The organism is Proteocatella sp. QWL-06 (assembly GCF_058684135.1).
In genome coordinates, this window is the sequence record NZ_CM178755.1 from 2336572 (window position 1) to 2362035 (window position 25464).

Below are 25464 nucleotides of genomic sequence, written 5' to 3' on the forward strand. Positions count from 1 at the left end.
TTTTCCTCCAAAATTCTATCTGTAAATAAATCGATTTTTTAATCAGTACTGCATCCGAAATATAGCTGTGAAGCTTTATTTCCCTATGCAGAAGTTTGCAAATATGGTATCCAGAAGGGTTTCTGACGTGGTATCTCCTGTTATCTCTCCGAGATAGTCCCATATATTCTTGAAATCCGTCTCTATTATGTCCAGCGGAAGCTCTGCAGAAAGCGACTCAAGCGCATCCTCGCAAGCCTTTGCCGCTCTTTCGAGGGCATTCTTGTGGCGGACGTTGTTTATCATGTAATCATTGTCCGCAGTGAGTCCCTGCCCCTCTACCATATGTTTTATCATGGCCTTGAGCTCATCTATCCCCTGATTGTTTATCACAGAGGCATGGATTATGCTGCCTGTCTCAAGGTGCTGCCTGACGGTCTCTTCGTCGAGCCTGCTCTCAAGGTCCTGCTTGTTTATTATGACTATGAGCTTCTTGTCCTTAGCGATGTCTATTATGTCAATGTCCTCGCGGTCGAGCTCTCTTGAGCGGTCGAGCATCAGGATCACTAGGTCCGCGTTTTCGATGGACTCCTTTGAGCGCTCAACCCCTATCTTCTCTACCACGTCATCGGTGGATCTTATTCCCGCCGTGTCCACGAGCCTTATCGGTATCCCGTCAAGAGTAAGGTATTCTTCTATTATGTCTCTTGTAGTGCCTGCTATGTCAGTCACTATTGCCCTGTTTTCCTTCAGTATGCCGTTGAGAAGTGAGGATTTGCCCACGTTCGGCTTTCCTATGATTACCGTCCTGAGGCCGTCCCTGTATATCTTTCCTGCCTCAAAGCTCTGAACCATCCGCTCTATCTCCTGTAGGTGATTCTGCGTGCTCTCTATGAGCTCCGCGTAGGTAACCTCCGGCTCGTCTTCTTCGGGGAAATCCACGGCTACGGTTATCCTCGCAAGGTCTGCCGTGACTGCGTGTCTTATCTCGGAGAGCTTTCCTGAAAGCTTTCCTTCAAGCTGCCGCTGGGATAGCTCATGGCTCTTTCCGGTCTTTGCAGTTATTATATCCATTACCGCTTCCGCCTGGGACAGGTCTATCCTGCCGTTCAGAAACGCTCTCTTTGTATATTCTCCTCTTTCAGCAAGCCTCGCCCCGTTTTTCAGGACAAGCTCAAGCGTCTTTCTCAGGCTCAGGTAACCACCGTGACAGTTTATCTCGACCACATCTTCTCTCGTATATGTGTACGGTGCCTTCATGTATACGCACAGCACCTCGTCTACGGTCTTTTTCTGAGAGGCATCTGATCTATCTACTATATGCCCGAGCGTCATGTATCTTACCTTTTCTTCAAGCCTTACTCCTGGCCTTGCGGGCTCGAATATGCGGTTAACGCACTCGAGCGCATTCCTGCCGCTCACCCTGATTATGCCTACTCCGGCTTCTCCCGGTGCAGTCACAATGGCGGCAATCGTATCATCTATATACATCTTGTTCTCCTGTTCTTTCAAAAGCCGTTACTTTAAAGGCCCAGATCTTCTGCTATCTCCTGCATCGCGTTGAGCGAAATCTCAGCAAACTCGGCGAATGGGATCCCGGTCTTTTCGATCGCCATCATGGCCTCCCTGTTTGCTCCTGCGGCAAATCTGGTTTCCTTCATCCTCTTTATTATCGATTTTACCTTCACGCTGCCTATCTTTTTATCTGGATATACAAGCGCTATGGCATTTATGAATCCAGTTATAGGATCTCCCGCGTACATCGCTATCTCAAATTTCGTCTCCGGCTTCTTTCCATTCTCCGGATTGTGCGCCAGTATTGCATTGTAAATATCTTCGTTACCGAAATTGTGTTCCTTCAGTATCTCTATGCTCTTTGGCCCATGCGTGGACATGTCGTTTCGCCAGTCGCAGCAGTCCTCGTCAAGATCGTGAAGAAGCCCTGCCACTGCCCACATCTGCTCGTCTCCCGGAGATAGCCTCGTCGCAAGCGCCCGCATCACGGCCTCTGTAGCAAGTGAATGTATCTTTATGTGCGGAGTGGAAACATATTTTTCAAGAAGCTCAAACGCCTTTTCTCTGTCCATATTAACCGTAGTATCCATATCGGGTTCTCCTTTTATATTAATTTTATAGTTTTAAAGTCATGTTCTGTCGTTACCCTTCATTATATCATCTTTGATTCATGATTTCCATATCTGAGCATTTTCTGAAGGCAATATTCTGATATAATATATCTGTATGGGATTGTTTTGTTTTTATTATAGCCGGAGAATCAGATATGCAGATTGAAATAAAAGGCAGAGAAGTTGTATTTAATGTCGAATATTCAAAGAGAAAGAAGCTGAGCCTGGATATAACGCCGGAAGGATATGTCACGGTAAAGGCTCCTCCAAAGACGCAGGCGAGCGATATAACAGATTTCGTGATATCCAATTCAAGTGAAATCCTGAAAGTGCTTGAGAAGCTTGAAAACAGGAGATATATATCCAGGGAGAAGCGCTATGAGGGCGAAGAAACCTTTCTGTATCTCGGGTATGCATGCAGCCTCTCTGAGATAATAGGAGAGATCCCGGATTCGGATGAGAAAGCTCAGGAGATGATTAAGAAGTTTTATGTATCAAAGACAGGCGAAATAGTTAAAAAAAGAGTCAGGCATTTCGAAGGCATCATCGGCGTAAAGTCAAAGAGCGTGTCTATCGTGGATTCCCCCGCCACCTGGGGAACCTGCAATTCACTCAGAGAGCTCACTTTCAATTACCGCCTTTCCATGGCTCCGCAGGAAGTGATAGATTACGTGATAATCCATGAGCTCTGCCACATACTCCACCTCAACCACGACAGGTCCTTCTGGCGAAAAGTAGGCGCATATGATCCGCAGTACCAGGAGCATCAGGAGTACCTCGCAAGATTCGGACCTTTCATGAGCATATGATAATCAAAAAACAGATGCTCATAAAAATTTCCTGCTGTTTTAACGCTTTAATATAGATTTTATTTAAAAAGTGTGGCATTATATTGTTATCAGCTATTTATCCAAAGGAGGAAATTAAAATGGAAAAAGTAAATATCGACTGGAAAAATCTTGGGTTCAGCTATCTTAAAACAGACTTCAGATATGTTTCAAGATATAAGGATGGCAAATGGGACGACGGAGCTCTTGTTGAAGACAACAGATTATACATAGAAGAATGTGCTACGGCGCTTCACTATGGTCAGCAGTCTTTTGAAGGCCTTAAGGCTTACACGACAAAAGAAGGCAAGGTTCAGCTTTTCAGACCTGATCAGAATGCAAAGAGAATGAACAACAGTGCAGACAGACTGCTTATGCCTCAGGTTCCTGTTGAGAAATTCATAGATGCCTGCGTTCAGGTAGTCAAGGCAAACATGAAGTGGGTTCCGCCATACGGCACAGGAGCTACACTTTACCTGAGACCGATGCTCATCGGAGTTGGAGAGAACATAGGAGTAAAACCTGCTCCTGAATATATATTCGCAGTATTCTGCATGCCGGTTGGAGCTTACTTCAAGGGTGGAATGACTCCTGTAAACTTTATCACATCTGAATTCGACAGAGCTGCTCCACACGGAACAGGCGCGGCAAAGGTTGGAGGAAACTATGCAGGAAGCCTTTATCCTCATCAGCTTGCTGTTAACAGTGGTTTTGCAGACTGTATCTACCTTGACCCTGCGACTCACACAAAAATAGAAGAAGTAGGCGCTGCAAACTTCTTTGGAATAACAAAGGACAACAAGTTCGTTACTCCATTCTCACCATCTATACTTCCAAGTATAACTAAATATTCACTTATGCATGTTGCAAAGGAATATCTTGGAATGGAAGTTGAAGAAAGAGACGTCCTCATAGACAATCTTGACGAGTTCGCAGAGGCGGGCGCATGTGGTACTGCAGCTGTTATATCTCCGATAGGCGGAATCTCTCACAACGGCAAGATGCACGTATTCCACAGCGAGACAGAGGTTGGCCCTGTTACTAAGAAGCTTTATGAGACGCTTACAGGAATCCAGTTTGGAGAAGTAGAAGCTCCAGAGGGCTGGATAGTTGTTTGTGAATAATATTCAGCATATGTAAATATAATATCCAGAGCACCTTCATCCAATGGAGGTGCTTTTTTTAAAATTGTTCATAATTGTTGTTGACAAGCGTACATAAATTTGGTAAAGTTTGATGGCATGCATTTTTTGCATTATTAAAAATTATATTATTATTCGGAGGTATCATGAACGAAAGTAAGGTTAAGATAGTTGTAGCTGACCCTTCGGCTATCGGACTTTTTGGACTCGCAATGGTTACACTTGTTGCGTCTTCTCAGAAACTGGGTCTCACATCTGGGGTATCACTTGTTATCCCATGGGCAATATTTTTAGGAGCTGCTGCTCAGCTTGTTGCCTGCATAAATGATTTCAAGCATAACAACCACTTTGGCGCTACTGCTTTTGGAGCATACGCATTCTTCTGGTTCGCTATGGCAATGTCATGGATGATCCAGAACGGAGTTTTTGGAGAAACACTTGCAGCTGCTGCAGATCCAAAGCAGTTCGGATTCGCATTTTTAGGTTATCTGATATTTACGCTCTTCATGACTATCGGAGCGATGGAAACTAACAAGGTACTGTTCTTCATCTTCGTACTGATAGATTTCCTCTTCCTCGGACTTGCGCTTTCAAACCTTGGAATAGCGGAGCACGCAATGCACAGCCTTGCAGCTTACTCTGAGCTTCTTATAGCTATCCTTTCTTTCTACGGATGCGGCGCAAACGTGCTTAACAACCACTTTGGAAAAACTTTCCTTCCAGTTGGAAAGCCGTTCGGAATATTTAAATAAAATAATGATCTTTCAATAAGACAGATAAATCCCTGCTAAAAGCGTTATGCTTTCAGCAGGGATTTATGCATTATCATAAATAATTATGACATAGACTATCCTTTAATATATTCCATGATCTGCTTCTTGAGCTGTATGAATTCCTCAGTCATGGCAAACTCCGCACCTCTGTCCCTGCCTCCTGCGACACTGAATTCTCTCGTTATATGCCCGACAGGCCCCTCCATTATATATATCCTGTCCGACAGCAGCAGCGCTTCATCAATATCATGCGTTATGAAGAAGGTTGTGGTCCCGTGAAGATCAGACACCTTTCTGTACCACTTGTGCATAGCTGATTTCGTGATGGAATCAAGCGCGCTGAAGGGCTCATCCAGGAGCATCACATTGTCCGAATACAGATATGATCTCAGAAATGCAGCCCTCTGACGCATCCCTCCCGAAAGCTGGACAGGATACTTGTGCTCTGCCCCATCGAGTCCGAACTCCTGTATATATTCCGTTGCCGTCCTTCTGGCCTCTGATTTGCTCACGCCCTTTATCCTGAGTGGAATGCTGACATTATCTATTATGGTCAGAAAAGGCAGAAGCAGGTCTTTCTGCTGCATGTAGCTTATCTTTCCCGGTATTCCAGTCACGTCATTTCCATCAAGGCTCACTTTCCCGCTGTCAGGATTTTCAAGCCCCGACATTATGTTGAAAAGCGTCGTCTTTCCTATACCACTTTCACCAAGCAGGGACACCAGCTCTCCTTTTTCAAGCCTGACCGTCACATTATCCAGTATGGGCTCTCCGTCATAGGATTTATATATATTTTCCGCTTCAAAAAAAGCCATGTCTGCGCTCCATTTCTTTTTGCAAAATACGGCAGCTGCCGATGCTTTCTACTGAGGAAGGTACTCGTTTGTAAAGCCTTCATTTCCAAGCTCTCTTGGAATCAGGCCCTGCTCGAACATCCAGCCATAGAATGCGCTCCATCTTTCTTCGTCAATCGCTCCCCAGGCTGATTTTTCACCCATATACTGCTGAGCGAGATACTCCTGACTTTTTTTAACAAGGTCCGGTGAAAGCTCAGGCACATGCTTTACCAGTATTTCAGCTGCCTGAGAAGGGTTCTGCGCAGCGAATTCATATCCCTTTGCCGTAGCGCTCATGAATGCCTTTGCCGTATCCGGATCAGAATCCAGGAAGTCGTTGCTGGCAACTATTACCGGAGTATAGAAATCAAGCACAGGAGACTGGTTTGCAAAAGGAATATAGTTGTACTCTATCCCCGCAAGCTCTGCCATCATAACGTCCCATCCTTCATATACCCATACGGCGTCTACATCTGTCTGCATGAGCGAAAGCGCATCTGATCCAGGGTGAGGCACCATGTTCAGCTTCTCATAATCTGCGCCTGCATCAGTCATTACCTGCTTTATGATTGCCTTTTCCGATGGCATGTCCCAGGTAGCATATGTCTTTCCTTCAAGCTTGTCAAAGCTGTCTATTCCTTTGTCCTTCATGGAGATTATTCCCGAAGTATTGTGATCCAGTACCGCTGCGACTGCAGTAACCGGAACAGGCTGCTCCGCTGTGAGCGCTACTGCCAGGGATTCCTGAAAATCCACGCCAAACTGCGCATGCCCTGTACCTACTGCAGCAAGCGCTCCGTCTTCCGGAGGCTGTATTATCTCCACCTCAAGTCCTGCTTCTTGATAATATCCGTTCTCAATGGCTGCATATACCCCTGTATGGTTCGTGTTCGGGGTCCAGTCGAGCACGAATGTAACCTTTTTAAGCTCTGCTGCGTCTGAAGCTCCTCCGTCCGAGTCTCCTCCCGAGCATGCTCCGAGTGCAATCACCATTGAAGCCGCAAGCGCTGCGCTTGCAAGTTTTTTCCAGAATTTCATGTCATTTTCTCCTTGTCCTGTTATCAGTTGTATTATAACTGTCCGTTATTTTTATCTTATCTGTCTCGTTTATAATCAGTCTCCCTGCTCCGATTTCTCCCTGATGCTCTTCCATGGCATGCTTTTTTTCTGTATCATGTCCACCAGCTTGATCAGTATCAGGCTCAGTATGCTTATGAATATTATTACCGCAAACATCCTGTCGAACGCATAGGACTTTCTCACACGGGTCATGTATACGCCAAGCCCGCCATTTCCACCTAGCCACTCCGCTATTACCGCGCCAACTATCGAATATGAAACCGCGAGCCTGAGTCCTGAAAAGAAGCTTTCCATAGCCGAGGGCAGCTTTACCCACAGGAGTATCTTTAGCCTTCCTGCCCCCATGGACCTGAAAAGCCTTATTATATCCTCATCCACGGACATAAGCCCTCCAAGGGTGCTCACCGTCATAGGAAAGAAGCACGTGATGAATATGAGCACTATCTTTGGCGCCATGCCATAGCCCATCCAGAGCACAAGAAGCGGAGCCATTGCTATCGCAGGCACTGTCTGCGTTATTATTACCGCAGGATACAGCGTCTTTCTGATAAACTCCGACTCATTCATAGCAACTGCGAGCAGAAGGGCAAAGATGATGCTCAGAAAAAGCCCTGCAAAAGCCTCCGTGAGAGATATTGCCGCGTGATCCATCAGCAGAGATGCGTCCCTGAAAAGAGCGATTGCCACGCTTTCTGGTGAAGGAAGCATGAATCCCGGCACCAGCTCAAATCGGCATACCAGATGCCATATGAGCACTATCACCGCCATGAAGACAATCGAATGGATGTTATTCGTGATGCTTCTTAACTTTTTTGTCAATTGACCACACCCCCGCCTCGGGATTGAAGGCTATCTTTACATATGACATAACGCTCGGAGCACCCTCGCGTATGCATATTATCTGGCACTGCTTCACTATCTCCATAAGCTTTTCAAAATCACCTTCTACCGTGGTCTCAAAAGGTCCCACATAAGTGTTGAGTCCGGTGGACTTTATATATTCGATCACCTTGTCCACTACCTCTATCACCTTTTCTCCCTCGACTGCAGGAAGTACCTGTATTGCAATACTTGCTTCCGGTTGTTTCATACTGTTCTCCATTTCATTTATTTATAAATAAAAAATACGCAAGCTGAGCCTGCGCAGAAAAAATTTCTCAATTTATTTTTCCTACGCCAGCATTACCTGGATCAGGTCTAAGGTCAGGAGTGCGCTAACTCCTATCTCAGCCGATTTCGCATCAGCTCCCTGTATTATATCGATATACTCTGATTGTAGCACTCATGAAGGCTTTGGTCAATGCCTGTTGTCCATGCGGCATAAATTAATTTCCATTTTTTAATAATCGGGTTTGATTTCTGCCGATAATATGATAGAATATCTATTTGTTACCATATTAAAAACACGGAATGAATGACATGATTTGAAATTCGTTAATTATATATTTGAAATGTCCTATATAAAGGAAGGTTTGCAATCAATGAAAAAAATATTGTATTTTCTTATGATCATATTAACTATGAGCCTCTCACTTGCAGGATGCAGCAAGGATGATGCCGCTACCGAAAATCAGGTGTCTGAAGATGCCGCTTCAGAGGATGCCATCTCCGGAGAGACCGCTCCCGAGGATACTGCTTCAGAGGATGCCGCGCAGGTCGATACCTCAAAGCTGCTCTCAAATCCATACGTAGAGCTTCTTAAGAGCGGAAGATACGTCCTAAAGTTCAGGGGAGTTGTGGATCTGGATCCTGAGGACATATTCTCAGACGTGACCATTGCAAGAGAAGGCGAAAATTCACTTTGGATAATCCAGGCGGAAGGCTCAAAAAGTCACATAATAACCAGGGGCGATACCGCTTTCATGGTCGACGATGAATCCCGCAGCTACATCACCGGAACAATGTCCAACATGGAAACCAGCATGATAAACGGAGAATCTCTGGAGTTCAGTTCCGAGGGTGAGGAGATAATAGACGGAAGGACCATGAAATACGAAGAATACAGCTATGACATAGGCAAGCTGAAGTTCTTTTTTGACACTGAAGATGACAAAAAACTCCATGCTGTCCTCAATACCAATCCAGTAGAAACGGTAATGATGGAAATCACGGAGTTCTCCGAAAATGTCACTCCTGACATGTTTGAAATCCCCGAGGGCTACAGCGGAATTTAGCAGACAAGCGCCTACTTTAGTATGTCCCCGAGCTCTCTTATGTCAGAAATCCTGAAGTCAGCATCTTCAAGCTCATGCGGCTCCCCATAGCCATAGTTGCAGCCTATGGACAGGAGATGGTGTTTCTTCGCTATCTCCATGTCCTGGAAACGGTCCCCGGCAACGGTATAGACCGCCGGGTGCTCAGAAATTATATGGCTGAATATCTCATGCTTTGGTGCAAAGTCATACTGCTGGGTACAGTAAAACCCGTCAAAATATCTGTCCAGATGAAAAGCCTGTATGTGCGCGTTCATATAGCTGGTCTTGCAGTTGCTTAGAAATATCAGCCTGTAGCCTCTGTTCTTAAGCAGCTCCAGGGTCTCAAGGCTGCCTTCGTAGAGCCTTGCCTTTCCGCCTGCCGTGAGCTCGAGCATTGCCTCTCCTATCAGGGCGCTGCAGTGCTGCACCGTATCTTCATCCAGTCCCGGCATGAACTCATTCCACATGTCCCTGCTGCTGTACCCGAGCCACCTTCCTATCTCGATGTCGCTCCATTCTCTCTGAGGCGCATGCCCTTTGGCTGCCAGATATTCGTAGGCTCTTCTAAATGCCGGTGAATATATCCTTATGCTCTCATGCAGGGTGCCGTCATAATCAAAAATCACGCCCTTCATTTTACTGCTCTATTTTCCTTATCAGGTTTACCATCTCGATTGCTCCCATGGCACAGTCATATCCTTTGTTTCCCGCTTTTGTTCCCGCTCTTTCTATAGCCTGCTCGATGTTTTCCGTAGTCAGTATCCCGAACATAACCGGTATGTCCGCTCCAAGAGACACGCTTGCGATCCCCTTTGTAACCTCGCTGCATACATAGTCATAGTGGGTGGTAGCCCCTCTTATTACGGCCCCAAGGCATATGACTGCATCATACTTTCCTGACTTTGCCATCTTCGAAGCTATCAGCGGAATCTCAAATGCGCCCGGTACCCATGCTATCTCTATGTCCTCTTCCCTGACGTCATGACGCACAAGCCCGTCGGTTGCGCCTGATATGAGCTTTGAAACTATGAATTCATTGAACCTCGCCGCAACTATCCCTACCTTTATTCCTCTTGATACCAGATTTCCTTCGTATGTTTTCATGTTTTCTCTCCTTTAGATTTAATTTAATATTAAAAATGCATCATGTGTCCCATCTTGTCCTGCTTGGTCTTGAGATAGAAATGGTCGTGCTCCGTAGCTTCCATCTGGATAGGCACTCTCTCTGTTATCTCTATCCCAAATTCGGAAAGCCCATCGATCTTCTTCGGATTGTTTGTCAGCAGATTCAGCTTCTTTATGCCGAGGTCCCTCAGTATCTGAGCTCCTATATAGTATTCTCTGAGGTCTTCCTCAAAGCCGAGTGCAAGGTTTGCTTCGACCGTGTCCAGGCCAGTGTCCTGAAGCGCATAGGCCTTAAGCTTGTTTATGAGGCCTATGCCCCTGCCTTCCTGCCTCATGTAGAGCATCACGCCTCTGCCCTCTTTCTCGATCTGTGCCATAGCCGCATCAAACTGCTGGCCACAGTCACATCTGAGAGATCCGAAGCAGTCTCCCGTGAGACACTCGGAATGAACCCTGCAAAGCACAGGCTCACCATCTGTAATATCTCCCTTTACGAGCGCCACGTGGTGCTCGCCGTTTAGCCTGTTTATATACCCTATCGCCCTGAATTCTCCGTGGATAAGTGGCATTTTGGTCTCTACCACCCTCTCCACAAGGTTGTCAAACCGCTTTCTGTAATCCTGAAGCGCCTTTATCGTTATGAACTTGAACCCAAACCTCTGAGCAAGCTCCATGAGCTCCGGAGTCCTCATCATGGTGCCGTCCTCTCTCATTATCTCGCAGCAGAGCCCGCATGGCTTTAGGCCTGCCATCTTCATAAGGTCCACAGTCGCCTCTGTATGTCCGTTTCGTGCAAGCACTCCGTTATCCTTCGCTATAAGAGGGAACATATGGCCAGGCCTCCTGAAATCCTCCGGCTTTGCCCCGTCTTCAAGTATCTTGAGGGCTGTGACCGATCTTTCTGCTGCGGATATTCCTGTAGTAGTGTCCACGTGATCCACCGATACAGTGAATGCAGTTTCATGATTGTCTGTGTTTCTTGTGACCATCTGATGAAAATCAAGCCTGTCTGCAAGCTCTCTGCTCATAGGCATGCATATGAGTCCTTTTCCATGGATAGCCATGAAGTTTATGTTCTCCGTGGTGGCAAATTCGCCTGCGCATATGAAGTCTCCCTCATTTTCTCTGTCCTCATCGTCTGTCACTACTATTATCTTTCCCTGTCTGAGATCCTCAAGCGCCTCTTCTATAGTGTTGAATTTAAACATCTCTTATCCTCCCTTTATTTAAAATCCTGACTTCATGAGAAATTCTGCAGTGATCCTGCTCTCGCTTTTATTTTCCTCTGAAGCCGTGCCTTTTACCTTTGCGTATCCTGAAAATCGCTCTATATATTTTCCCAGGACATCATTTTCTATATTTACGGTGTCTCCTGCTTTCTTTTCGAGAAGCGTCGTTTCTTTTCCTGTGTGAGGGATTACCGATACCGAGAACCTTCCCGGGCTCTCCTGCGCCACCGTAAGGCTTATGCCGTCTATGGCTACAGAGCCTTTTTCGATTATATATCTCGATATCTTCTCCGTTGTGCTTATGGTTATCCATACGGCATTCTCGTCTTCTTTCATGGATTCTATGGTTCCGGTTCCGTCTATGTGGCCGCTGACTATGTGCCCTCCAAACCTTCCATTTGCGGGCATCGCCCTCTCAAGGTTGACTCTGCTCCCCTGCCTGAGCATCCCCAGGGAGCTCCTCGATATGGTCTCGCTCATCACGTCTGCCGTGAATATATTCGAGCTCATGTGCGACACCGTGAGGCATACTCCATTTACCGCTACGCTGTCTCCCAGCCTGAGGTCGTCAAATATTCTCTTTCCTTCAATCCACAGCCTCGATGACCTTGCGCCTCTTTCGATCCTGACTATCCTTCCTGTCTCTTCGATTATTCCTGTAAACATCTTTCCACCTCATATTCCAGCAGTATGTCCTCATCCATAATCGTGATCTTCCTGTTCTTCATCATGTATGCCATCTCAGGGCTGAATACCCCGATACCTCCGACAGGCCCTTTGGCGTTCTCTCCCCCAAATATCTTTGGCGCGATATATGCCTGCACGCTGCTTACGATTCCAGACTCCAGCGCCGCCGCATTGAGCGTGGATCCACCCTCCAGCAGTATGCTGTCTATCTTCTCTTCTCCCAGCTTCTTCATCAGCATGTTCAGATCAAGATGCCCATCGCGCTCTTTTACTCTTATTACCCTGCATCCAGCGTTTTCAAGGTTTTCAATCCTTAATCTGTCTTTGGTACAGGTTGCCACTATGGTACGTATCCTGTCTGTATTCCTGAACACCTTCGCATCAAGAGGAATCCTGAGCCTGCTGTCACATATTATCCTGATGGGGTCTCTTCCTCCCTCTATCCTGCAGGTAAGCTCAGGATCATCTGCAAGCACAGTGCCCGAGCCCGTCATTATGGCCGTCAGCATGTTCCTTGTCCTGTGAACGTTCTCTCTGGAAACCTCTCCGCTTATCCACCTCGATCTGCCGCTCGAGGTTGCTGTCTTTCCATCGAGAGTCATTGCGTATTTCATGACCACATATGGAGTTCCTGTCCTTATGTAGTGAAAGAATATCCGGTTCAGCGCCTCGCATTCACTTTCGAGCTCTGATATTTCAACGCTTATACCACTTTCTCTGAGAATCTCCATTCCTCTGCCAGCAACAAGCGGATTAGGATCCTTTGCCCCCACGACTACCCTCGATATGCCGCTCCTTATTAAAGCCTCTGTGCAGGGCGGGGTCTTTCCATGATGGCAGCAGGGCTCAAGCGTTACATACATGGTGGCCCCCTCGGGAGATCTGTCTGCGGATCTGAGAGCATTTATCTCTGCATGAGGCCCGCCGTATTCTTCATGATATCCCTGACCTATGATTTCTCCGTCCTTTACTATGACGGCGCCTACCATCGGGTTGGGACTCACCCTGTTTCCGCCTTTAAGTGCCAGCTCCATGGCGAGTCTCATGTAGTTTTCTCTCATAATCCGCTCTCCTTTTTCTTACCAAATAAAAAACCCTGAATATTTAAAATATTCAGGGCTCAAAAATCTGCATAAAAATAAAAAATCTCTGAAATGCGGTTACATTCCAGAGCTCATTTTTTACATGCTGTAAATACAGGAAATGATTCCTGTAAATGTCTTCTTTCATCCAGACTCTACTGTCGGTACTTGAATTGCACAAGTTCAGCCAATTAAGGCTCGCGGACTTTACCGCCGGTCGGGAATTTCACCCTGCCCTGAAGATTCATTATTCAATTTTCTTAAGGATATCATGTCTTTACACCCATGTCAATTATTTTTTCACAAAGATGATTTCTGAAATTATTGACAGTTCCCACGCTATGGTGCTATCATAGTAAAACAACTTTTTTATAAGACCCCAGTTATCCACAAAGAAAGGAATCGAATGTGTATATGATCAAAAACAGAAAAAGCCTCATGTTCCAGATACCGCTGAAAATCGCGGGAATAGTCACAGCCGTAATGCTCGTTATCTGCATCGCGCTGAACATACTTCTCAACAGCATTATTTCAGGAGATGTAAAGAGCGAGATAAGCTATATCTCAAAACACAACGCCAACATTGCCCAGGCCTACCTGGAAAATCTTCAGACTACCTCAAAGGCCCTCGCAATGGAGGTCAACAGGTACCGGTCACTTGATAAGGAATCTGCAGAAAGGATGCTGAAGAATTCCCTTACCGAAATCCTCAAGGATGACAGGATTTTTTCCGCCTACTATGCGTTTGAGCCGGACAGGTTCTTTGAAGATACTCCTCAGGGGCTCTCATACTATGCATTTCGCGACGGCGCTGATGTAGTAATGGATGTGTATAACGACTATGAAACATATTCACCCGCAGATTACTATGCTCCTGCAAGAGACACTCTCTCAACGCACATAACAGAGCCTTACTCATACGAGCTTTCCACAGGTGAGACCGTATGGCTTATAACTCTAAGCAATCCCATCCTCGATGCAAACGGAAATTTCATAGGAGTTGCCAACTGCGACATACTCACAGACGCTATAAGCGGACTTGAATACGACAGAGGCGACTACGAAACAGCCTACAGCTATATGCTCACCAACGGAGCAAGCTATATCGCCCACTCGGCAGACCCTTCCATGGTAGGTACAGTATATGAGTCAGCCGGCGAAAATGATTTCGTGCTGAATGCCTCAAAAAATGGAGAATTCATAATAAGCGAGGGCGACCGCTCCATAGACGGCAGCGGGAAGACCTTCGTAGTGCATTCCCCCGTGAAGATAAGCGGCTTTGACAAATCATGGTCGAGCGTATTCGTAGTGGACCAGAGTGAAGCCCTGGCGCCGGTGAGAAACGTAACTCTAATCGTTATCGCAATAGCGATTGCAGGCGTCCTGATACTTGCTCTTATGGCACTTGCGATACTCAAGAAATCTCTTTCTCCTCTGAATGATGTCATAGACATGGCGGAGCAGATGGGAAAAGGAAATCTGAATACAAAGCTCGATGAATCAAAGATTCCTGAGGACGAGCTCGGAGATCTCATGAGGATATTCACATCCACATCGGAGAGCCTGCATGGATATATAAGCGACATATCATATATACTCGAAAACATTGCCTCAGGAAATCTCCAGCTCGAAGTAGATCGTGAATACGAAGGCGATTTCCAGAAAATAAAGGATTCCCTCAACAACATAATCTACTCTCTGAATGAAGTACTTGCCGAGATGCAGCAGGCATCAGGTCAAGTCTCATTAAGCTCAGATCAGGTTTCGAGCGCATCCCAGTCTCTGGCTCAGGGAGCTGCCGAGCAGGCAAGCTCAGTCGAGGAGCTCTCAGCGACGATAGAGGATATCTCAGACAAGGTAAATAAAAATGCCATAAACGCCGAAAACGTGAGCAGGCAGGCAGCTGAGATGGGAACCGAGATGGAAAGCAGCAACTCCCAGATGCAGAACCTGCTCGAAGCGATGAAGGCCATCGACAGCAAGTCAAATGAGATCTCCCTTATAGTCAAGACCATCGAAGACATTACCTTCCAGACCAACATCCTCGCGCTCAACGCCGCAGTAGAGGCCGCAAGAGCAGGAAGCGCCGGAAAAGGCTTTGCCGTCGTAGCGGATGAAGTAAGGAATCTCGCGGGCAAGAGCGCCGAGGCGGCAAGAAATATCTCAGAGCTCATAGAATCTTCAGTGGAGCTGATAAAAGATGGATCTGCGATGGCCGTAAAGACCGCAGACTCAGTTTCAAAGGTTTCTTCTGATTCCCTGTCCATAGTAGAGAAAATAGATCTCATATCAGACTCGCTCCAGCAGGAATCAGTTGCCATATCTCAGATAACGACGGGCATGGATCAGATATCCGCAGTTGTACAGACAAACTCGGCTACAGCCGAGGAAAGCGCCGCAGCAAGCGAAGAGCTGTTCGGACAGTCTCAGATCCTGGACAATCTGATCGGCAAGTTCAGAATAAAATAACTCACTTCAGTAAAAACGTAAAAGCAGTACCTCCGGTTCATTCAGAGGTACTGCTTTTTTTGTATGCTTCAAATATTCTTATTCAGGTTTCAATCATTCTTATTAAAAATCGCTTTTTATCCTGAAGGTACCTACGAGCTCTCTAAGCGTCTGCGCCTGAGCTGCAAGCTCCTCGCTGGCCGCAGCGCTCTCTTCTGCAGTCGCTGACGTGCTCAGGACGACAGATGATATCTGCTCTACTCCTGAGGTTATCTTTTCTGCTTCCTGCGCCTGAAGCGAAGAGGCATCCGCTATCCTAGTGATTTCTCTGCCTACCGATTCTGTCTTCTCAACTACGAGCTCCAGCGCCGAGGCAGTCTGACTTATCACCGATCTTCCTGCGGAGATGGCCTCCATTGAGCCTTCTATAAGCTCTGTGGTTTCCCGGGCGGCAAGCGCCGATTTCTGGGCAAGGTTTCTTACCTCGTCCGCCACTACCGCAAATCCCTTTCCTGCTGCGCCCGCACGCGCTGCTTCTATGGCGGCGTTGAGCGCCAGTATGTTCGTCTAGAATGCTATGTCATCTATAGTCTTTATTATCTTTCCTATCTCGTCCGACTTCTGAGTGATCACTTCCATCGCTTCCACTATTTCATTCATCTTCTGATTGCTCTCATTCACGGCTTTTCCGGTCTCCATGCTCAGTCGGCTTGCTGCTTCTGCATTTCTGCTGTTCTCAGAAATCCTTTCCGTTATCTCTGAAAGGCTTGAAGAAAGATCCTCAACAGATGAGGCCTGCTCTGTAGATCCCTGGCTCAGGCTCTGCGCTCCAGCCGCTACCTGGTCCGATCCTCCAGCCACCTGATCCGCTGCTGTACCTATCTGCGAAAGCGTAGAGCTTAGCGATTCAGATATGTTTATGAGGGCATCCTTTATCTTTGCAAACTCACCGCTGTAATCCTGAGTGAGGGCAAAGTCGAGATTTCCCGATGCCACGTCATCAAGAATAAGCGTGATTTCTTCTATATATGCCACATACTGGCTCAGCCTGTCGGTGGTTTTTCTCACTCCGTCTGCTATAAGGCCGACTTCGTCATTTGTCCTTACGTCTATGCTGACATCAAGCTCCCCGTCTGCAATTCTTTCCACCCCTTCAGCAAGTCGCTTCATAGGATTTATTATGCTCTTTGCGATAAGGTATATTATCAGTGCGATTGCAAGGGCTCCGGCAACAAGTATTATACCTGCTCTTGTGTTAAGTCCCTTTACTATTTTTCCGTACTCCTCGTCAGGAAGACCTGTAAGCACCATCCACCCTGTATCTCCTACAGGCTGAGTTACTCCATATACATCGATTCCCTCGAACTCATAGCTTATTCCACTGCTCTCCCCGGATTTTACTGCAGTCAGGGCTGCTTCTGATATATCCATCTCATCGACAGACTTATCCAGCATTTCCGAGTCCGGATGATAGATTATCCTTCCGTCATCGGAGCACAGTATGAAGAATCCTGTTTCTCCCAGCTTATATGTCTTGAAGTTTTCTCCGAGGGTATCAAGAAGAAGATCTATCCCTGCAAATCCCACCACGTTCCTGGTGCCCGGCTCAAAGACAGGGGATACGAGGCTCACTATGGTCTTGCCTGTAGATGTATCTGCATAAGGCGGAACAAGCAGTGTTGCTCCGAGGTCCTTTACCTTGTACCACGGCCTGCTGGTAACGTCCCACTCGGCCTTTGCCACAAATCCATCATTCTGGATATACTGACTTGTGTCTGCATCCGCGTACCATGTAAACAGCACGTTTTCGGTATCAAGAGATGCCGAATCCTTCATTTCGCTCAATATTTGCTGATACTGAGGCATTTCAGAAATTCTGTCAGTCGGGTCTTTTACCTTTGTAAATACCTCTGCCACATATGTATTTGCCGCCATCTGCTCTGAGATCATCCTGTATTTTTAGAAAAACGCCTCTGTGTCCTTTGCGGCCATAAGCGAATTGTCCCCCACCTGCTGACTGCTCAGCTTGTTCAGCTCGCCGCCCGCCTCTCTCAGTAGCACCGCCTGCATTATCGTAAGCGTTATTATCACAGGCACCAGAATCATTACTATCATTTTGAAAAAGATACTGCTCTTCTGTCTCTTCAATTTCATCCTCCTCTTATCTTGTTATGATTTTATCTTAGTCCCCTCATTATACATTAACACTTATATGCTATTCAATATCAAATTTTGTATTTTGCATTTTTTCTGTATATATTATGCATTTTGCAGGATTTGCTTCACGGTTTCATCTGTCTTTTTTTGCACACACACTTTGTGTTACAGATTAAACTGCTTTAATTACAATATTTTTTATAATACACCTCATTGTTTTAAAATTTTATCTTTATTTGTATCTTGAAGGATGGTATAATGTTTACTGTCATAATGAAGTATTATAAAAATATTATTTAAAGGAGATTTTTATGGAATTATTAAACAGTATCATTGGTACTATCAATGACTTTATGTACGGCTACATCCTTGTTGGCCTTCTGGTTATAGTTGGTATCTACTTTACATTGAGAACAGGGTTTGTTCAGTTCAGACTGCTTCCTGACGGGATAAAACAGATAATGGAGAAAAATGACAACAAGTCGGCAGTATCCTCTTTTCAGGCCCTAATGATATCTACCGCATCGCGTGTCGGCGTTGGAAACATCGCCGGAGTAGCTACGGCAATTTCTGCCGGAGGTCCCGGAGCAGTATTCTGGATGTGGCTCATCGCAGTTCTGGGATCTGCATCTGCATTTGTTGAAAGCACTCTGGCTCAGGTTTACAAAGTAAAGCATGGCGAAGAGTTCCGCGGAGGCCCTTCATATTACATTCAGAAAGCCCTGGGACAGAGATGGCTTGGAATAATTTTTTCTATCTCTCTGATTGCATGCTTTGCCTATGGATTCAACTCCCTTCAGGCTAACAACATAGTCTCGGCCTTCTCATATTATTTCGGCGGAGAATTCCCGAGCATTGCAATTCCGGCTGCTATAGGTCTTGCACTTTCCGCTCTCACAGGTTTTATAATATTCAAAGGCCAGAAGTATATCGCGTTTATATCTTCGATAATGGTTCCCGTGATGGCTATATTCTATATGGCGCTCGGACTTTTCATAATCGTAAAAAACATCGGAATACTGCCAGCTACTATTGCGAATATATTTGTAAGCGCATTCGATTTTGAAAGCTTCTCCGGCGGCCTTATGGGTTCTGCAGTTCTATGGGGAATCAAGCGTGGTCTTTTCTCAAATGAGGCTGGTATGGGTAGCGCCCCAAATGCTGCGGCGTCTGCACAGGTTTCTCACCCTGCAAAACAGGGACTCGTTCAGCTGATATCAGTATTCATCGATACGCTTCTTATATGCAGCACCTCTGCCTTCATAATCCTCCTTTCAGGGGTAGATTACACGGCGCTCAAGGCTATGCCACTCGTTCAGCAGGCTGTGTCTTCTCAGGTAGGAGAATGGGGAATCACCTTCATAACGATTTCAGTTTTCTTCTTCGCATTCAGCTCGATAATAGGAAACTACTATTACACAGAGTCAAATGTAATGTTCATACAGAACAGGCCGGACGGATCGCTTACGCTTTTCAGGATAACCTGCGTAATAGCGGTATTCCTCGGAAGCATCGCCGGATACGACCTTGTATGGAACATTGCGGACGTGCTTATGGGAATAATGGCCCTGATAAACATAACTGCCATACTTCTCCTTGGAAATACGGCATTCCTGGTTCTCAAGGACTATACTGATCAGAAAAAGGCAGGAAAGGACCCGGTTTTCTCTGCAAAGGCTCTTGGAATAAAAAATACGGATGTATGGTAATCTGATTACATTAAAATCATAGTGCGTCGATGCTGGGCGCACCCAAAAAGCCTCATGAAGAAATATTCATGGGGCTTTTCAATTTATGGATCAGATCCGTATTATCATAATTTCTATTCAAAAGTTCCTTTGACTATGACCTCTCTGCCTCTCACCATTATCCTTCCTTTTGCGATTACCGTATCTATGTCAAAAGTATCCGCATCCACAAGCACTATGTCTGCATCAAAGCCTTCGATCAGGCTTCCCTTGCCTCTCAGCTTGTATACGGATGCCGGATTGGATGTCACGGTCATAATCGCAGCCTCAACTGGCACCTTGTCTACCAGTATCGCATCCTGGACTTCCTTGTAAAGCGAAGTGACCTTTCCCACGCTTATTCCTGTCACTCTTCCCTGCGAGTCGAACTCAGGAAGAGATCCCTGGCCATCAGATGACATCGTTACGTTTTCCATCGGAACACCCTCTTCAATCATTATCTTGAGAGCAGATGAGCACTTAACCTCTCCCTCCTCGATGAATCCCGGGATGCTGCTCGTAGTGAGATCTATTATCCCTCCGTTTTTCGCATACTCCATGCCTTTTTCGAACAGAAACTCATTTCTGTTCATATGCGTAGGCACGATGTTCTTTACAGGTATCTCCGTGTTTTCGACTACCTGCTCCAGAATATCCATCATCCTCGGAGAATCTCCTATATGAAAATTGACGGTCCCTGCTTTTTTACTAAGCATTCCGCCGATTCTTGCCTCTGATATTATCCTCGTTATGTCTTCAAATGAAGGCTGAGATGATCTGTGATCCGAAATTGCAATCTCTCCTACGCCTATAATCTTGTCTATGAAAACTATATCATCCGTTACAGACCCTGTAAGAGTCCTCACGGGTACCTGATAAGACCCTGTATTTACAAAGGTCGTGATCCCCTCTTCCTCAAGCGCCCTCGCCTTTGCAAGCAGATTTGCCATGCTCCTTGTACTTCCGTCCGTCCCAAGAGTACCAATGACGGTTGTAACTCCTCCGCGAGTGATGTCGCTCAGCATTATTTCAGGAGTCCTCGTGCTGAATCCGCCTTCGCCGCCTCCACCTGCTATGTGCACATGTGAATCTATGAATCCGGGAAACATTATCTTTCCCGTGGCATCTATCTCTGTATATTCCACAGATCCACCTATCTCAATAACCTCACCGATTCTGCAGATCCTGTCTGCTGTAAGCAGTACATCCCGTCTGCCGATGTGTCTTGGGGCATAAACCTCTGCATTTTTAATCAGCGTTATCATAATAAACACCTCCATGAAAATAAAATAATTTACTGACTATCTACATATATCTGAATTGTCAGTTTTTTCAGATTCCTGATTATATACTACCACAGATAGTTTTACTAGACAAGAATACATAACCTCTACAGCTTTTTCACAATGAAAAAACACCTGTGCCACACAAGTGTTTTTCAGGAAAAATCCATCTTAAAATATCGCCTTATGCATTTTCCCTCCCTGAATCATTGGGTAAGAATATAACAGTAGGAAACATAAAAAACAAATGACGTTTTTGAGATGAGATGGTATTATATTATATGATTTTATATGATTTAGTTTAATTTTAAAGGGGGTATCCAAATGAAAGGAAATTTCAAGAAGAAACTGCTTACAGCCATCTCGCTGTGCATATTTTTACCAGGTCTTCTTGCTGCCCACGCAGCGCCAAATGCAATTAAAGTAACCATTAATGACAGCTATGTTAAGTTTGACCAGCCGCCAATGATGATAAATGGACGGGTCATGGTTCCGCTGAGGGCAATCTTTGAGGGTCTTGGCGCCAACGTAAGCTATAACTCAGCAAACAAGACAATCACCGGAGAAAAAGATGGAACAATTGTCAGATTGGCTCTTAAATCTGCAACTGCCTATATCAACGGCAAAAGCGTAACTCTGGACGTACCTGCAAATGCTATAAATGGTCGGGTTCTGGTGCCTACCAGGTTTATTGCCGAAAGCCTTGGGGCAAATGTGGACTGGAAAAGTTCACAAAAACTTGTAGCTGTAAAAACAGATACAACAGATGCCATGGATACTGGCAATATTCCTGGCATAGTAGACCTGATTTCAGCCAGCAGCAATACCAAAAAGATCAGCAATACAGATATTGATAACGAAATAATTTATACAGCCGGAAAAAATGGAGAGGACTCACTTTATGTCGCAATACCAGCGGGAGCATTAAGACAGTCAAGTACCCTCACAATAAAACCAACTCTACCAAGTGGCTTGAATCCGGCAATTGTTACGCCCTTGCTTTCATATGATGTCACCATAGCAGAGCAAAGCCAGTTTTCTAAAAAACTGATCATTGAATTCCCTTACAAAAAAAGTTTACTTAACCCTGACTATGCGGACAGGGACCAACTTCTTGCAGCCTACTATGATACAACCGACAGAGAATGGAAGCTGATACCATATGAAGTTGACCCATCCACCATGGTTGTAAGAGTAAAAACTGATCATCTGACAGAAATAATGGTTGCCAGAACAAACCCTGAGATCCATAATGTATCCACACAAGCCAGTGCCCAAAAAGTCCTGGCGGAGGCGGCATCAGGCAAGGCTCCGCAAATACCGGATCTGCATGCCTATGACGCTGTTTACCAGACAAAACACTTTACTGTAAAATTCAATATACAGGAAGAAAAAGATATGACGGCAAAAGGATTTACCTATATTGACTGGGCATATGACGAAAGTCAGTATCCAAAAGTTGAATACGGAAAGAATTTCTACCTTCAATACAACAACGACCAGATGTCACCGGCTCTAATAAAAAATGTATTAGGCCTTGACGAAGCACAAACCAGCGCACTTCTTCCAAGAAGAATAAAAGAGTTTGCTATGATCGCAGAAGCCGTATACAGTAAATATGAGCAAAGCTTCCGACCAATATCAGACCCTATTACCATCAGGATTATTCCAGAGGGAAGTCCAAAGGTTACTAAGTATCAAAATCACATGGAGCTTTCGCTTGATCATATAGACAGACCTGCCGATGTATGGGTTACTGTTGGCCATGAAGTATTTCATATGGTACAGAGAATGTATGCCAATCCATTGGATATGGCTAAAAACGAATGGCTGATGGAGGCCACGGCTGAGTATGCCGGCTATAAACTGGCTCCTCCATCCCCTATGCCAATTTCCGGAAGAACTGCTAACATGGAATACTTCAGAACTAAACTCGGAACAGTAGAAAGCCTGCTGTGGTCAAGAGGAAGCCACGAGTATAAGAGTTCCAAATTTATAGAATATCTGGTGAAAAACCACGGATTAAACCTTTCAGATATGTTTAATCATTACAGCAATCAAATTATGGTAAATGATTTCCAGTTCCTGGAAGACTATATGAAGACAAAGAAGCCTGGTTTCATCCTCGGCAAGGCCTATCTGGATTTTGCCGGCTATATGATGTTTGACAGTGCCGGGGATTTATCGACTACAGATATGTATGCAGAATCCTATAAACTTTCTTTTAACGGTGGCCGGATATACAGAGATCTCAGCCTTTTCGATTCTTATGTGCCAAATATCAGCGCAGTCAGAATAGAAATACCAGACAAAGAAAAAAGAATGGTAATTGTAAAAGCTGAATCTCCAGACCTGGGACTGGGAGTAAATGCATACCTTCTAAAGTCCAATAGCAAGTCAGCTTACATTAAGCCTATCTTGGAGCTGGCAAGCGAAAAGGAAAAATTTACAACTGTAGAAGTAGAAAAAGGAGACATCATCTACTTTGTGGCTGGAAACTCAGCATTAAATGACCCTAATGCAACAAAATACACCATGAAGGGCAGAGTGTCTGTAGAAGATTCTGCCATAAGCGTAAAGAGAGAATACTCCAATATCACCAGAACAACTAAAACTGTAAAGCTTACAGCAGAGGGCAAGAGCCTGGAAAACCCTGCTAGCTTCGATTTTAAATGGACAATCTCTTCTGACAAGGGTACTGTTATAAATCTAAATGATCCAAAATCCGCGTCCTTCAGCGGAGCCTCCATGACAGTAAATCTTATCCACGAAAATCCAGTGGAAGTAATGGATACCAGTGACTTAAACGGCTCAACAAATCCATTTGGAGGCAGTGATCCTTTTGATGTTATTATCAAAAATATCGATGACGGAACCAACTACACCATAGGATTAAAAATAACAGATAAAAACACTGGATCCGAAATCTACTCAACCACCATTTTTGAAACAGTAGGACTTAAGTCACCACTTATAAGCGTCGGCAACCCTTGATGCTCTGATCGAGTTCAAGAAACTTATTTGCCGTCAATATAAAAGTACTGACGTCCCAAGAAATTATATTATCCTTTTCCGGTACCTGTCGATATTATCATATTAGAATTTAAAATCAGAACTGGAAGTGGAGAAATTTAAAAAAATGAAATCAATCAAGCAAATTTTGATATTGTCATTTACTCTACTGCTCCTAAGCGTCTCGGCAGCCAACCTGATCATCGGGCTGATCAGTGCAAACAACAGCATCAATATCACACCTAGATTCTACGTGCAAAGTATCCCAATAGTCCTTTAAGCAAGCATTTATAATGATTAGGCCAAAACCGGTCTTTCACCCATTGGGTGAAAGGAAATAACAGCAGAAAGACCCTATTTATATGTTTTTTGCCTTGCTCATTTGGTAAGAATATAGCAATAGAAACGTTGCGAAGGAGATGGCCTATGATTAATAAAATTGATTTTAATGCTAAGAATCTAACATCAAATGCAGGACTTTTCCTTCTGTTAGAGAATGCAAAAGAAAATGCCATTTTTGAGATGATTGAAAATGATCTCGTCTTTGAAAGTGACTCTGTGAACAAAATCAAAATGAATCATATTAAGACCATGCTCTGTGGCCATTTTATAGGTATCGATAAGCTCGAACGTTTGAAGCTCTTAAAAAATGACCCTCTCGTACATGAATTTGATATTTCCGTAAAAGAACCTGAAACAGTCTCAAGATTCTTAGGAAAATTCAACTTCAAGACAACACAAATGTTTAGAGAAATAAACTTCAAAGTATTCAAGAAACTACTTTTGAAAAGTAAACTGACATCCATCACGATTGATATTGATAGCAGTGTTATAAACGTAGAAGGCCATCAAGAAGGCGCTACCAAAGGGTACAATCCTAAAAAGCTCGGCAATAGATGCTACAATATTCAGTTTGCATTTTGCGACGAATTAAAAGCATACGTCACTGGATTTGTTAGAAGTGGCAATACTTATACTGCAAATGGTGCTGCTGAACTGATTAAAGAAATCGTAGCCACCCTAAAAACTGACGACTTAGAAATCTTTTTTCGAATGGACAGTGGTTACTTTGATGAAGAAATCATCGAAACAATCGAGTCTCTTGGCTGCAACTACTTAATCAAAGCTAAAGTTTACTCAACGCTTGCATCACAGGTAGCAGATTCATCCATTCTATTCGTTAAGGGTGCGGAAGGTAGAGAAACTACAGAATTGTTTACAAAATTAGATAAGTGGGAGAAAAGCAGACGGTTTGTCGTATCTCGTGTACTGAAGCCAGAAAAAGAGAGAGCACAGTTATGCCTGCTAGAAGGTTCTGAGTACGAGTATTTCTTCTTTGTGACCAATACAAAACTACTGTCAGAAGCGGTGGTTATCTTATATGAAAAGCGTGGGAACGCTGAGAATTATATCAAAGAAGCTAAATACGACATGGCAGTGGGCCACCTTCTGCTAAAATCATTTTGGGCAAATGAAGCGGTCTTTCAAATGATGATGTTATCATACAATCTGTTTCTGTTATTTAAGTTTGACTACCTTGCCGTGTCTGAATACAGACAGCAAATCAAAACATTCCGTTTGAAATACGTGTTTCTTGCTGCCAAAATTATTAAAACGGCTAGGTCTGTCATTATGAAATTGTCTGAAAAATATCCTTATAAGGAAGTGTATGAAAAATGTTTATGTTGAGTTTTGAAAAGAATGTCCTTAATATTTCAGGTCTAATGTTGCTTCAATAAGGGGCTTATTAAGCGCT

23 protein-coding genes and 2 riboswitches are annotated in these 25464 nt (G+C 44.7%); of the genes, 8 read left to right on the plus strand and 15 right to left on the minus strand.

The window, feature by feature from the left end:
- Positions 1-75: 75 nt before the first annotated feature.
- Together mnmE and AC4PGZ_RS11180 are read right to left on the minus strand one after the other, a co-directional pair.
- Positions 76-1470: a tRNA uridine-5-carboxymethylaminomethyl(34) synthesis GTPase MnmE gene (gene mnmE / locus AC4PGZ_RS11175; protein WP_492158698.1), complete on the minus strand. Its 1395-nt coding sequence runs from the start codon at positions 1468-1470 to the stop codon at positions 76-78.
- Between the two features lie 32 nt (positions 1471-1502).
- The gene (locus tag AC4PGZ_RS11180) at positions 1503-2084 is read right to left on the minus strand and encodes an HD domain-containing protein (RefSeq protein ID WP_492158699.1); all 582 of its coding nucleotides are present in this window, start codon (positions 2082-2084) and stop codon (positions 1503-1505) included.
- Between the two features lie 176 nt (positions 2085-2260).
- Here AC4PGZ_RS11180 and AC4PGZ_RS11185 point away from each other — a divergent pair, with 176 nt between their 5' ends.
- From AC4PGZ_RS11185 to AC4PGZ_RS11195, 3 genes are all read left to right on the plus strand, one after another.
- Positions 2261-2914 (plus strand): M48 family metallopeptidase, encoded by a 654-nt coding sequence (locus AC4PGZ_RS11185; protein WP_492158700.1) that lies wholly within the window; start codon positions 2261-2263, stop codon positions 2912-2914.
- An 83-nt stretch (positions 2915-2997) separates the two neighbouring features.
- Positions 2998-4056 carry a branched-chain amino acid aminotransferase gene (locus AC4PGZ_RS11190; RefSeq protein ID WP_492158701.1) on the plus strand — a complete coding sequence of 353 codons (1059 nt, stop codon included), beginning with the start codon at positions 2998-3000 and terminating at the stop codon, positions 4054-4056.
- Positions 4057-4220: 164 nt separating this feature from the next.
- Positions 4221-4826, plus strand: a complete 606-nt coding sequence (locus AC4PGZ_RS11195) for an acetate uptake transporter (protein WP_492158702.1) — start codon at positions 4221-4223, stop codon at positions 4824-4826.
- Between the two features lie 95 nt (positions 4827-4921).
- Here AC4PGZ_RS11195 and AC4PGZ_RS11200 read toward each other — a convergent pair whose 3' ends face one another.
- The 4 genes from AC4PGZ_RS11200 to AC4PGZ_RS11215 form a co-directional block, all read right to left on the minus strand.
- Complete coding sequence (locus AC4PGZ_RS11200) at positions 4922-5662, minus strand: ABC transporter ATP-binding protein (protein ID WP_492158703.1); 741 nt, start codon at positions 5660-5662, stop codon at positions 4922-4924.
- A 48-nt stretch (positions 5663-5710) separates the two neighbouring features.
- The gene (locus tag AC4PGZ_RS11205) at positions 5711-6721 is read right to left on the minus strand and encodes an ABC transporter substrate-binding protein (RefSeq protein WP_492158704.1); all 1011 of its coding nucleotides are present in this window, start codon (positions 6719-6721) and stop codon (positions 5711-5713) included.
- Between the two features lie 75 nt (positions 6722-6796).
- The gene (locus AC4PGZ_RS11210) at positions 6797-7582 is read right to left on the minus strand and encodes an ABC transporter permease (protein ID WP_492158705.1); all 786 of its coding nucleotides are present in this window, start codon (positions 7580-7582) and stop codon (positions 6797-6799) included.
- Complete coding sequence (locus tag AC4PGZ_RS11215) at positions 7551-7853, minus strand: thiamine-binding protein (protein WP_492158706.1); 303 nt, start codon at positions 7851-7853, stop codon at positions 7551-7553. Before AC4PGZ_RS11215 ends, AC4PGZ_RS11210 begins: the two co-directional genes overlap by 32 nt.
- A 61-nt stretch (positions 7854-7914) precedes the next feature.
- Positions 7915-8025, minus strand: a riboswitch (TPP riboswitch).
- Between the two features lie 219 nt (positions 8026-8244).
- On the opposite strand from AC4PGZ_RS11215, the gene AC4PGZ_RS11220 reads away from it, so the two are divergent.
- A complete protein-coding gene (locus AC4PGZ_RS11220; RefSeq protein WP_492158707.1) occupies positions 8245-8937 on the plus strand; it encodes a hypothetical protein in 693 nt (230 codons plus the stop codon).
- A gap of 11 nt (positions 8938-8948) precedes the next feature.
- On the opposite strand, the gene AC4PGZ_RS11225 is transcribed toward AC4PGZ_RS11220, so the two are convergent.
- From AC4PGZ_RS11225 to ribD, 5 genes are read right to left on the minus strand one after another with little or no spacing between them, the layout of a single operon-like run.
- The gene (locus tag AC4PGZ_RS11225; RefSeq protein WP_492158708.1) at positions 8949-9593 is read right to left on the minus strand and encodes an HAD family hydrolase; all 645 of its coding nucleotides are present in this window, start codon (positions 9591-9593) and stop codon (positions 8949-8951) included.
- Between the two features lies 1 nt (position 9594).
- Positions 9595-10062 (minus strand): 6,7-dimethyl-8-ribityllumazine synthase, encoded by a 468-nt coding sequence (gene ribH, locus AC4PGZ_RS11230; protein ID WP_492158709.1) that lies wholly within the window; start codon positions 10060-10062, stop codon positions 9595-9597.
- A 29-nt stretch (positions 10063-10091) separates the two neighbouring features.
- Positions 10092-11291: a bifunctional 3,4-dihydroxy-2-butanone-4-phosphate synthase/GTP cyclohydrolase II gene (locus AC4PGZ_RS11235; RefSeq protein ID WP_492158710.1), complete on the minus strand. Its 1200-nt coding sequence runs from the start codon at positions 11289-11291 to the stop codon at positions 10092-10094.
- 18 nt (positions 11292-11309) lie between these two features.
- The gene (locus tag AC4PGZ_RS11240) at positions 11310-11978 is read right to left on the minus strand and encodes a riboflavin synthase (RefSeq protein ID WP_492158711.1); all 669 of its coding nucleotides are present in this window, start codon (positions 11976-11978) and stop codon (positions 11310-11312) included.
- The gene (gene ribD / locus AC4PGZ_RS11245) at positions 11963-13060 is read right to left on the minus strand and encodes a bifunctional diaminohydroxyphosphoribosylaminopyrimidine deaminase/5-amino-6-(5-phosphoribosylamino)uracil reductase RibD (protein WP_492158712.1); all 1098 of its coding nucleotides are present in this window, start codon (positions 13058-13060) and stop codon (positions 11963-11965) included. Before ribD ends, AC4PGZ_RS11240 begins: the two co-directional genes overlap by 16 nt.
- A gap of 153 nt (positions 13061-13213) precedes the next feature.
- Positions 13214-13329, minus strand: a riboswitch (FMN riboswitch).
- A 166-nt stretch (positions 13330-13495) separates the two neighbouring features.
- Between ribD and AC4PGZ_RS11250 the strand changes: the two genes are divergently transcribed.
- The gene (locus AC4PGZ_RS11250) at positions 13496-15550 is read left to right on the plus strand and encodes a methyl-accepting chemotaxis protein (RefSeq protein ID WP_492158713.1); all 2055 of its coding nucleotides are present in this window, start codon (positions 13496-13498) and stop codon (positions 15548-15550) included.
- A 102-nt stretch (positions 15551-15652) separates the two neighbouring features.
- Here the strand turns inward: AC4PGZ_RS11250 and AC4PGZ_RS11255 are convergent, their stop codons facing one another.
- From AC4PGZ_RS11255 to AC4PGZ_RS11265, 3 genes are read right to left on the minus strand one after another with little or no spacing between them, the layout of a single operon-like run.
- Positions 15653-16090, minus strand: a complete 438-nt coding sequence (locus tag AC4PGZ_RS11255; protein WP_492160271.1) for a methyl-accepting chemotaxis protein — start codon at positions 16088-16090, stop codon at positions 15653-15655.
- A 6-nt stretch (positions 16091-16096) separates the two neighbouring features.
- Complete coding sequence (locus AC4PGZ_RS11260) at positions 16097-17464, minus strand: methyl-accepting chemotaxis protein (protein ID WP_492158714.1); 1368 nt, start codon at positions 17462-17464, stop codon at positions 16097-16099.
- Positions 17465-17488: 24 nt separating this feature from the next.
- Positions 17489-17677 (minus strand): hypothetical protein, encoded by a 189-nt coding sequence (locus tag AC4PGZ_RS11265; RefSeq protein WP_492158715.1) that lies wholly within the window; start codon positions 17675-17677, stop codon positions 17489-17491.
- A gap of 320 nt (positions 17678-17997) precedes the next feature.
- On the opposite strand from AC4PGZ_RS11265, the gene AC4PGZ_RS11270 reads away from it, so the two are divergent.
- Positions 17998-19395: an alanine/glycine:cation symporter family protein gene (locus AC4PGZ_RS11270; RefSeq protein WP_492158716.1), complete on the plus strand. Its 1398-nt coding sequence runs from the start codon at positions 17998-18000 to the stop codon at positions 19393-19395.
- A 113-nt stretch (positions 19396-19508) separates the two neighbouring features.
- On the opposite strand, the gene iadA is transcribed toward AC4PGZ_RS11270, so the two are convergent.
- Positions 19509-20678, minus strand: a complete 1170-nt coding sequence (gene iadA, locus AC4PGZ_RS11275) for a beta-aspartyl-peptidase (RefSeq protein ID WP_492158717.1) — start codon at positions 20676-20678, stop codon at positions 19509-19511.
- A 342-nt stretch (positions 20679-21020) separates the two neighbouring features.
- Between iadA and AC4PGZ_RS11280 the strand changes: the two genes are divergently transcribed.
- Together AC4PGZ_RS11280 and AC4PGZ_RS11285 are read left to right on the plus strand one after the other, a co-directional pair.
- Complete coding sequence (locus AC4PGZ_RS11280) at positions 21021-23690, plus strand: copper amine oxidase N-terminal domain-containing protein (RefSeq protein WP_492158718.1); 2670 nt, start codon at positions 21021-21023, stop codon at positions 23688-23690.
- 444 nt (positions 23691-24134) lie between these two features.
- Complete coding sequence (locus AC4PGZ_RS11285; RefSeq protein WP_492158719.1) at positions 24135-25397, plus strand: IS1380 family transposase; 1263 nt, start codon at positions 24135-24137, stop codon at positions 25395-25397.
- The last annotated feature ends 67 nt before the right edge of the window (positions 25398-25464 follow it).

Bases quoted from the DNA above. Each gene is read 5' to 3' on its own strand.
- mnmE (WP_492158698.1), bottom strand. From the start codon at position 1,470: ATGTATATAGATGATACGATTGCCGCCATTGTGACTGCACCGGGAGAA.
- AC4PGZ_RS11180 (WP_492158699.1), bottom strand. From the start codon at position 2,084: ATGGATACTACGGTTAATATGGACAGAGAAAAGGCGTTTGAGCTTCTT.
- AC4PGZ_RS11185 (WP_492158700.1), top strand. From the start codon at position 2,261: ATGCAGATTGAAATAAAAGGCAGAGAAGTTGTATTTAATGTCGAATAT.
- AC4PGZ_RS11195 (WP_492158702.1), top strand. From the start codon at position 4,221: ATGAACGAAAGTAAGGTTAAGATAGTTGTAGCTGACCCTTCGGCTATC.
- AC4PGZ_RS11200 (WP_492158703.1), bottom strand. From the start codon at position 5,662: ATGGCTTTTTTTGAAGCGGAAAATATATATAAATCCTATGACGGAGAG.
- AC4PGZ_RS11205 (WP_492158704.1), bottom strand. From the start codon at position 6,721: ATGAAATTCTGGAAAAAACTTGCAAGCGCAGCGCTTGCGGCTTCAATG.
- AC4PGZ_RS11215 (WP_492158706.1), bottom strand. From the start codon at position 7,853: ATGAAACAACCGGAAGCAAGTATTGCAATACAGGTACTTCCTGCAGTC.
- AC4PGZ_RS11220 (WP_492158707.1), top strand. From the start codon at position 8,245: ATGAAAAAAATATTGTATTTTCTTATGATCATATTAACTATGAGCCTC.
- AC4PGZ_RS11225 (WP_492158708.1), bottom strand. From the start codon at position 9,593: ATGAAGGGCGTGATTTTTGATTATGACGGCACCCTGCATGAGAGCATA.
- ribH (WP_492158709.1), bottom strand. From the start codon at position 10,062: ATGAAAACATACGAAGGAAATCTGGTATCAAGAGGAATAAAGGTAGGG.
- AC4PGZ_RS11235 (WP_492158710.1), bottom strand. From the start codon at position 11,291: ATGTTTAAATTCAACACTATAGAAGAGGCGCTTGAGGATCTCAGACAG.
- AC4PGZ_RS11240 (WP_492158711.1), bottom strand. From the start codon at position 11,978: ATGTTTACAGGAATAATCGAAGAGACAGGAAGGATAGTCAGGATCGAA.
- ribD (WP_492158712.1), bottom strand. From the start codon at position 13,060: ATGAGAGAAAACTACATGAGACTCGCCATGGAGCTGGCACTTAAAGGC.
- AC4PGZ_RS11250 (WP_492158713.1), top strand. From the start codon at position 13,496: ATGATCAAAAACAGAAAAAGCCTCATGTTCCAGATACCGCTGAAAATC.
- AC4PGZ_RS11260 (WP_492158714.1), bottom strand. From the start codon at position 17,464: ATGGCGGCAAATACATATGTGGCAGAGGTATTTACAAAGGTAAAAGAC.
- AC4PGZ_RS11270 (WP_492158716.1), top strand. From the start codon at position 17,998: ATGGAATTATTAAACAGTATCATTGGTACTATCAATGACTTTATGTAC.
- iadA (WP_492158717.1), bottom strand. From the start codon at position 20,678: ATGATAACGCTGATTAAAAATGCAGAGGTTTATGCCCCAAGACACATC.
- AC4PGZ_RS11280 (WP_492158718.1), top strand. From the start codon at position 21,021: ATGAAAGGAAATTTCAAGAAGAAACTGCTTACAGCCATCTCGCTGTGC.
- AC4PGZ_RS11285 (WP_492158719.1), top strand. From the start codon at position 24,135: ATGATTAATAAAATTGATTTTAATGCTAAGAATCTAACATCAAATGCA.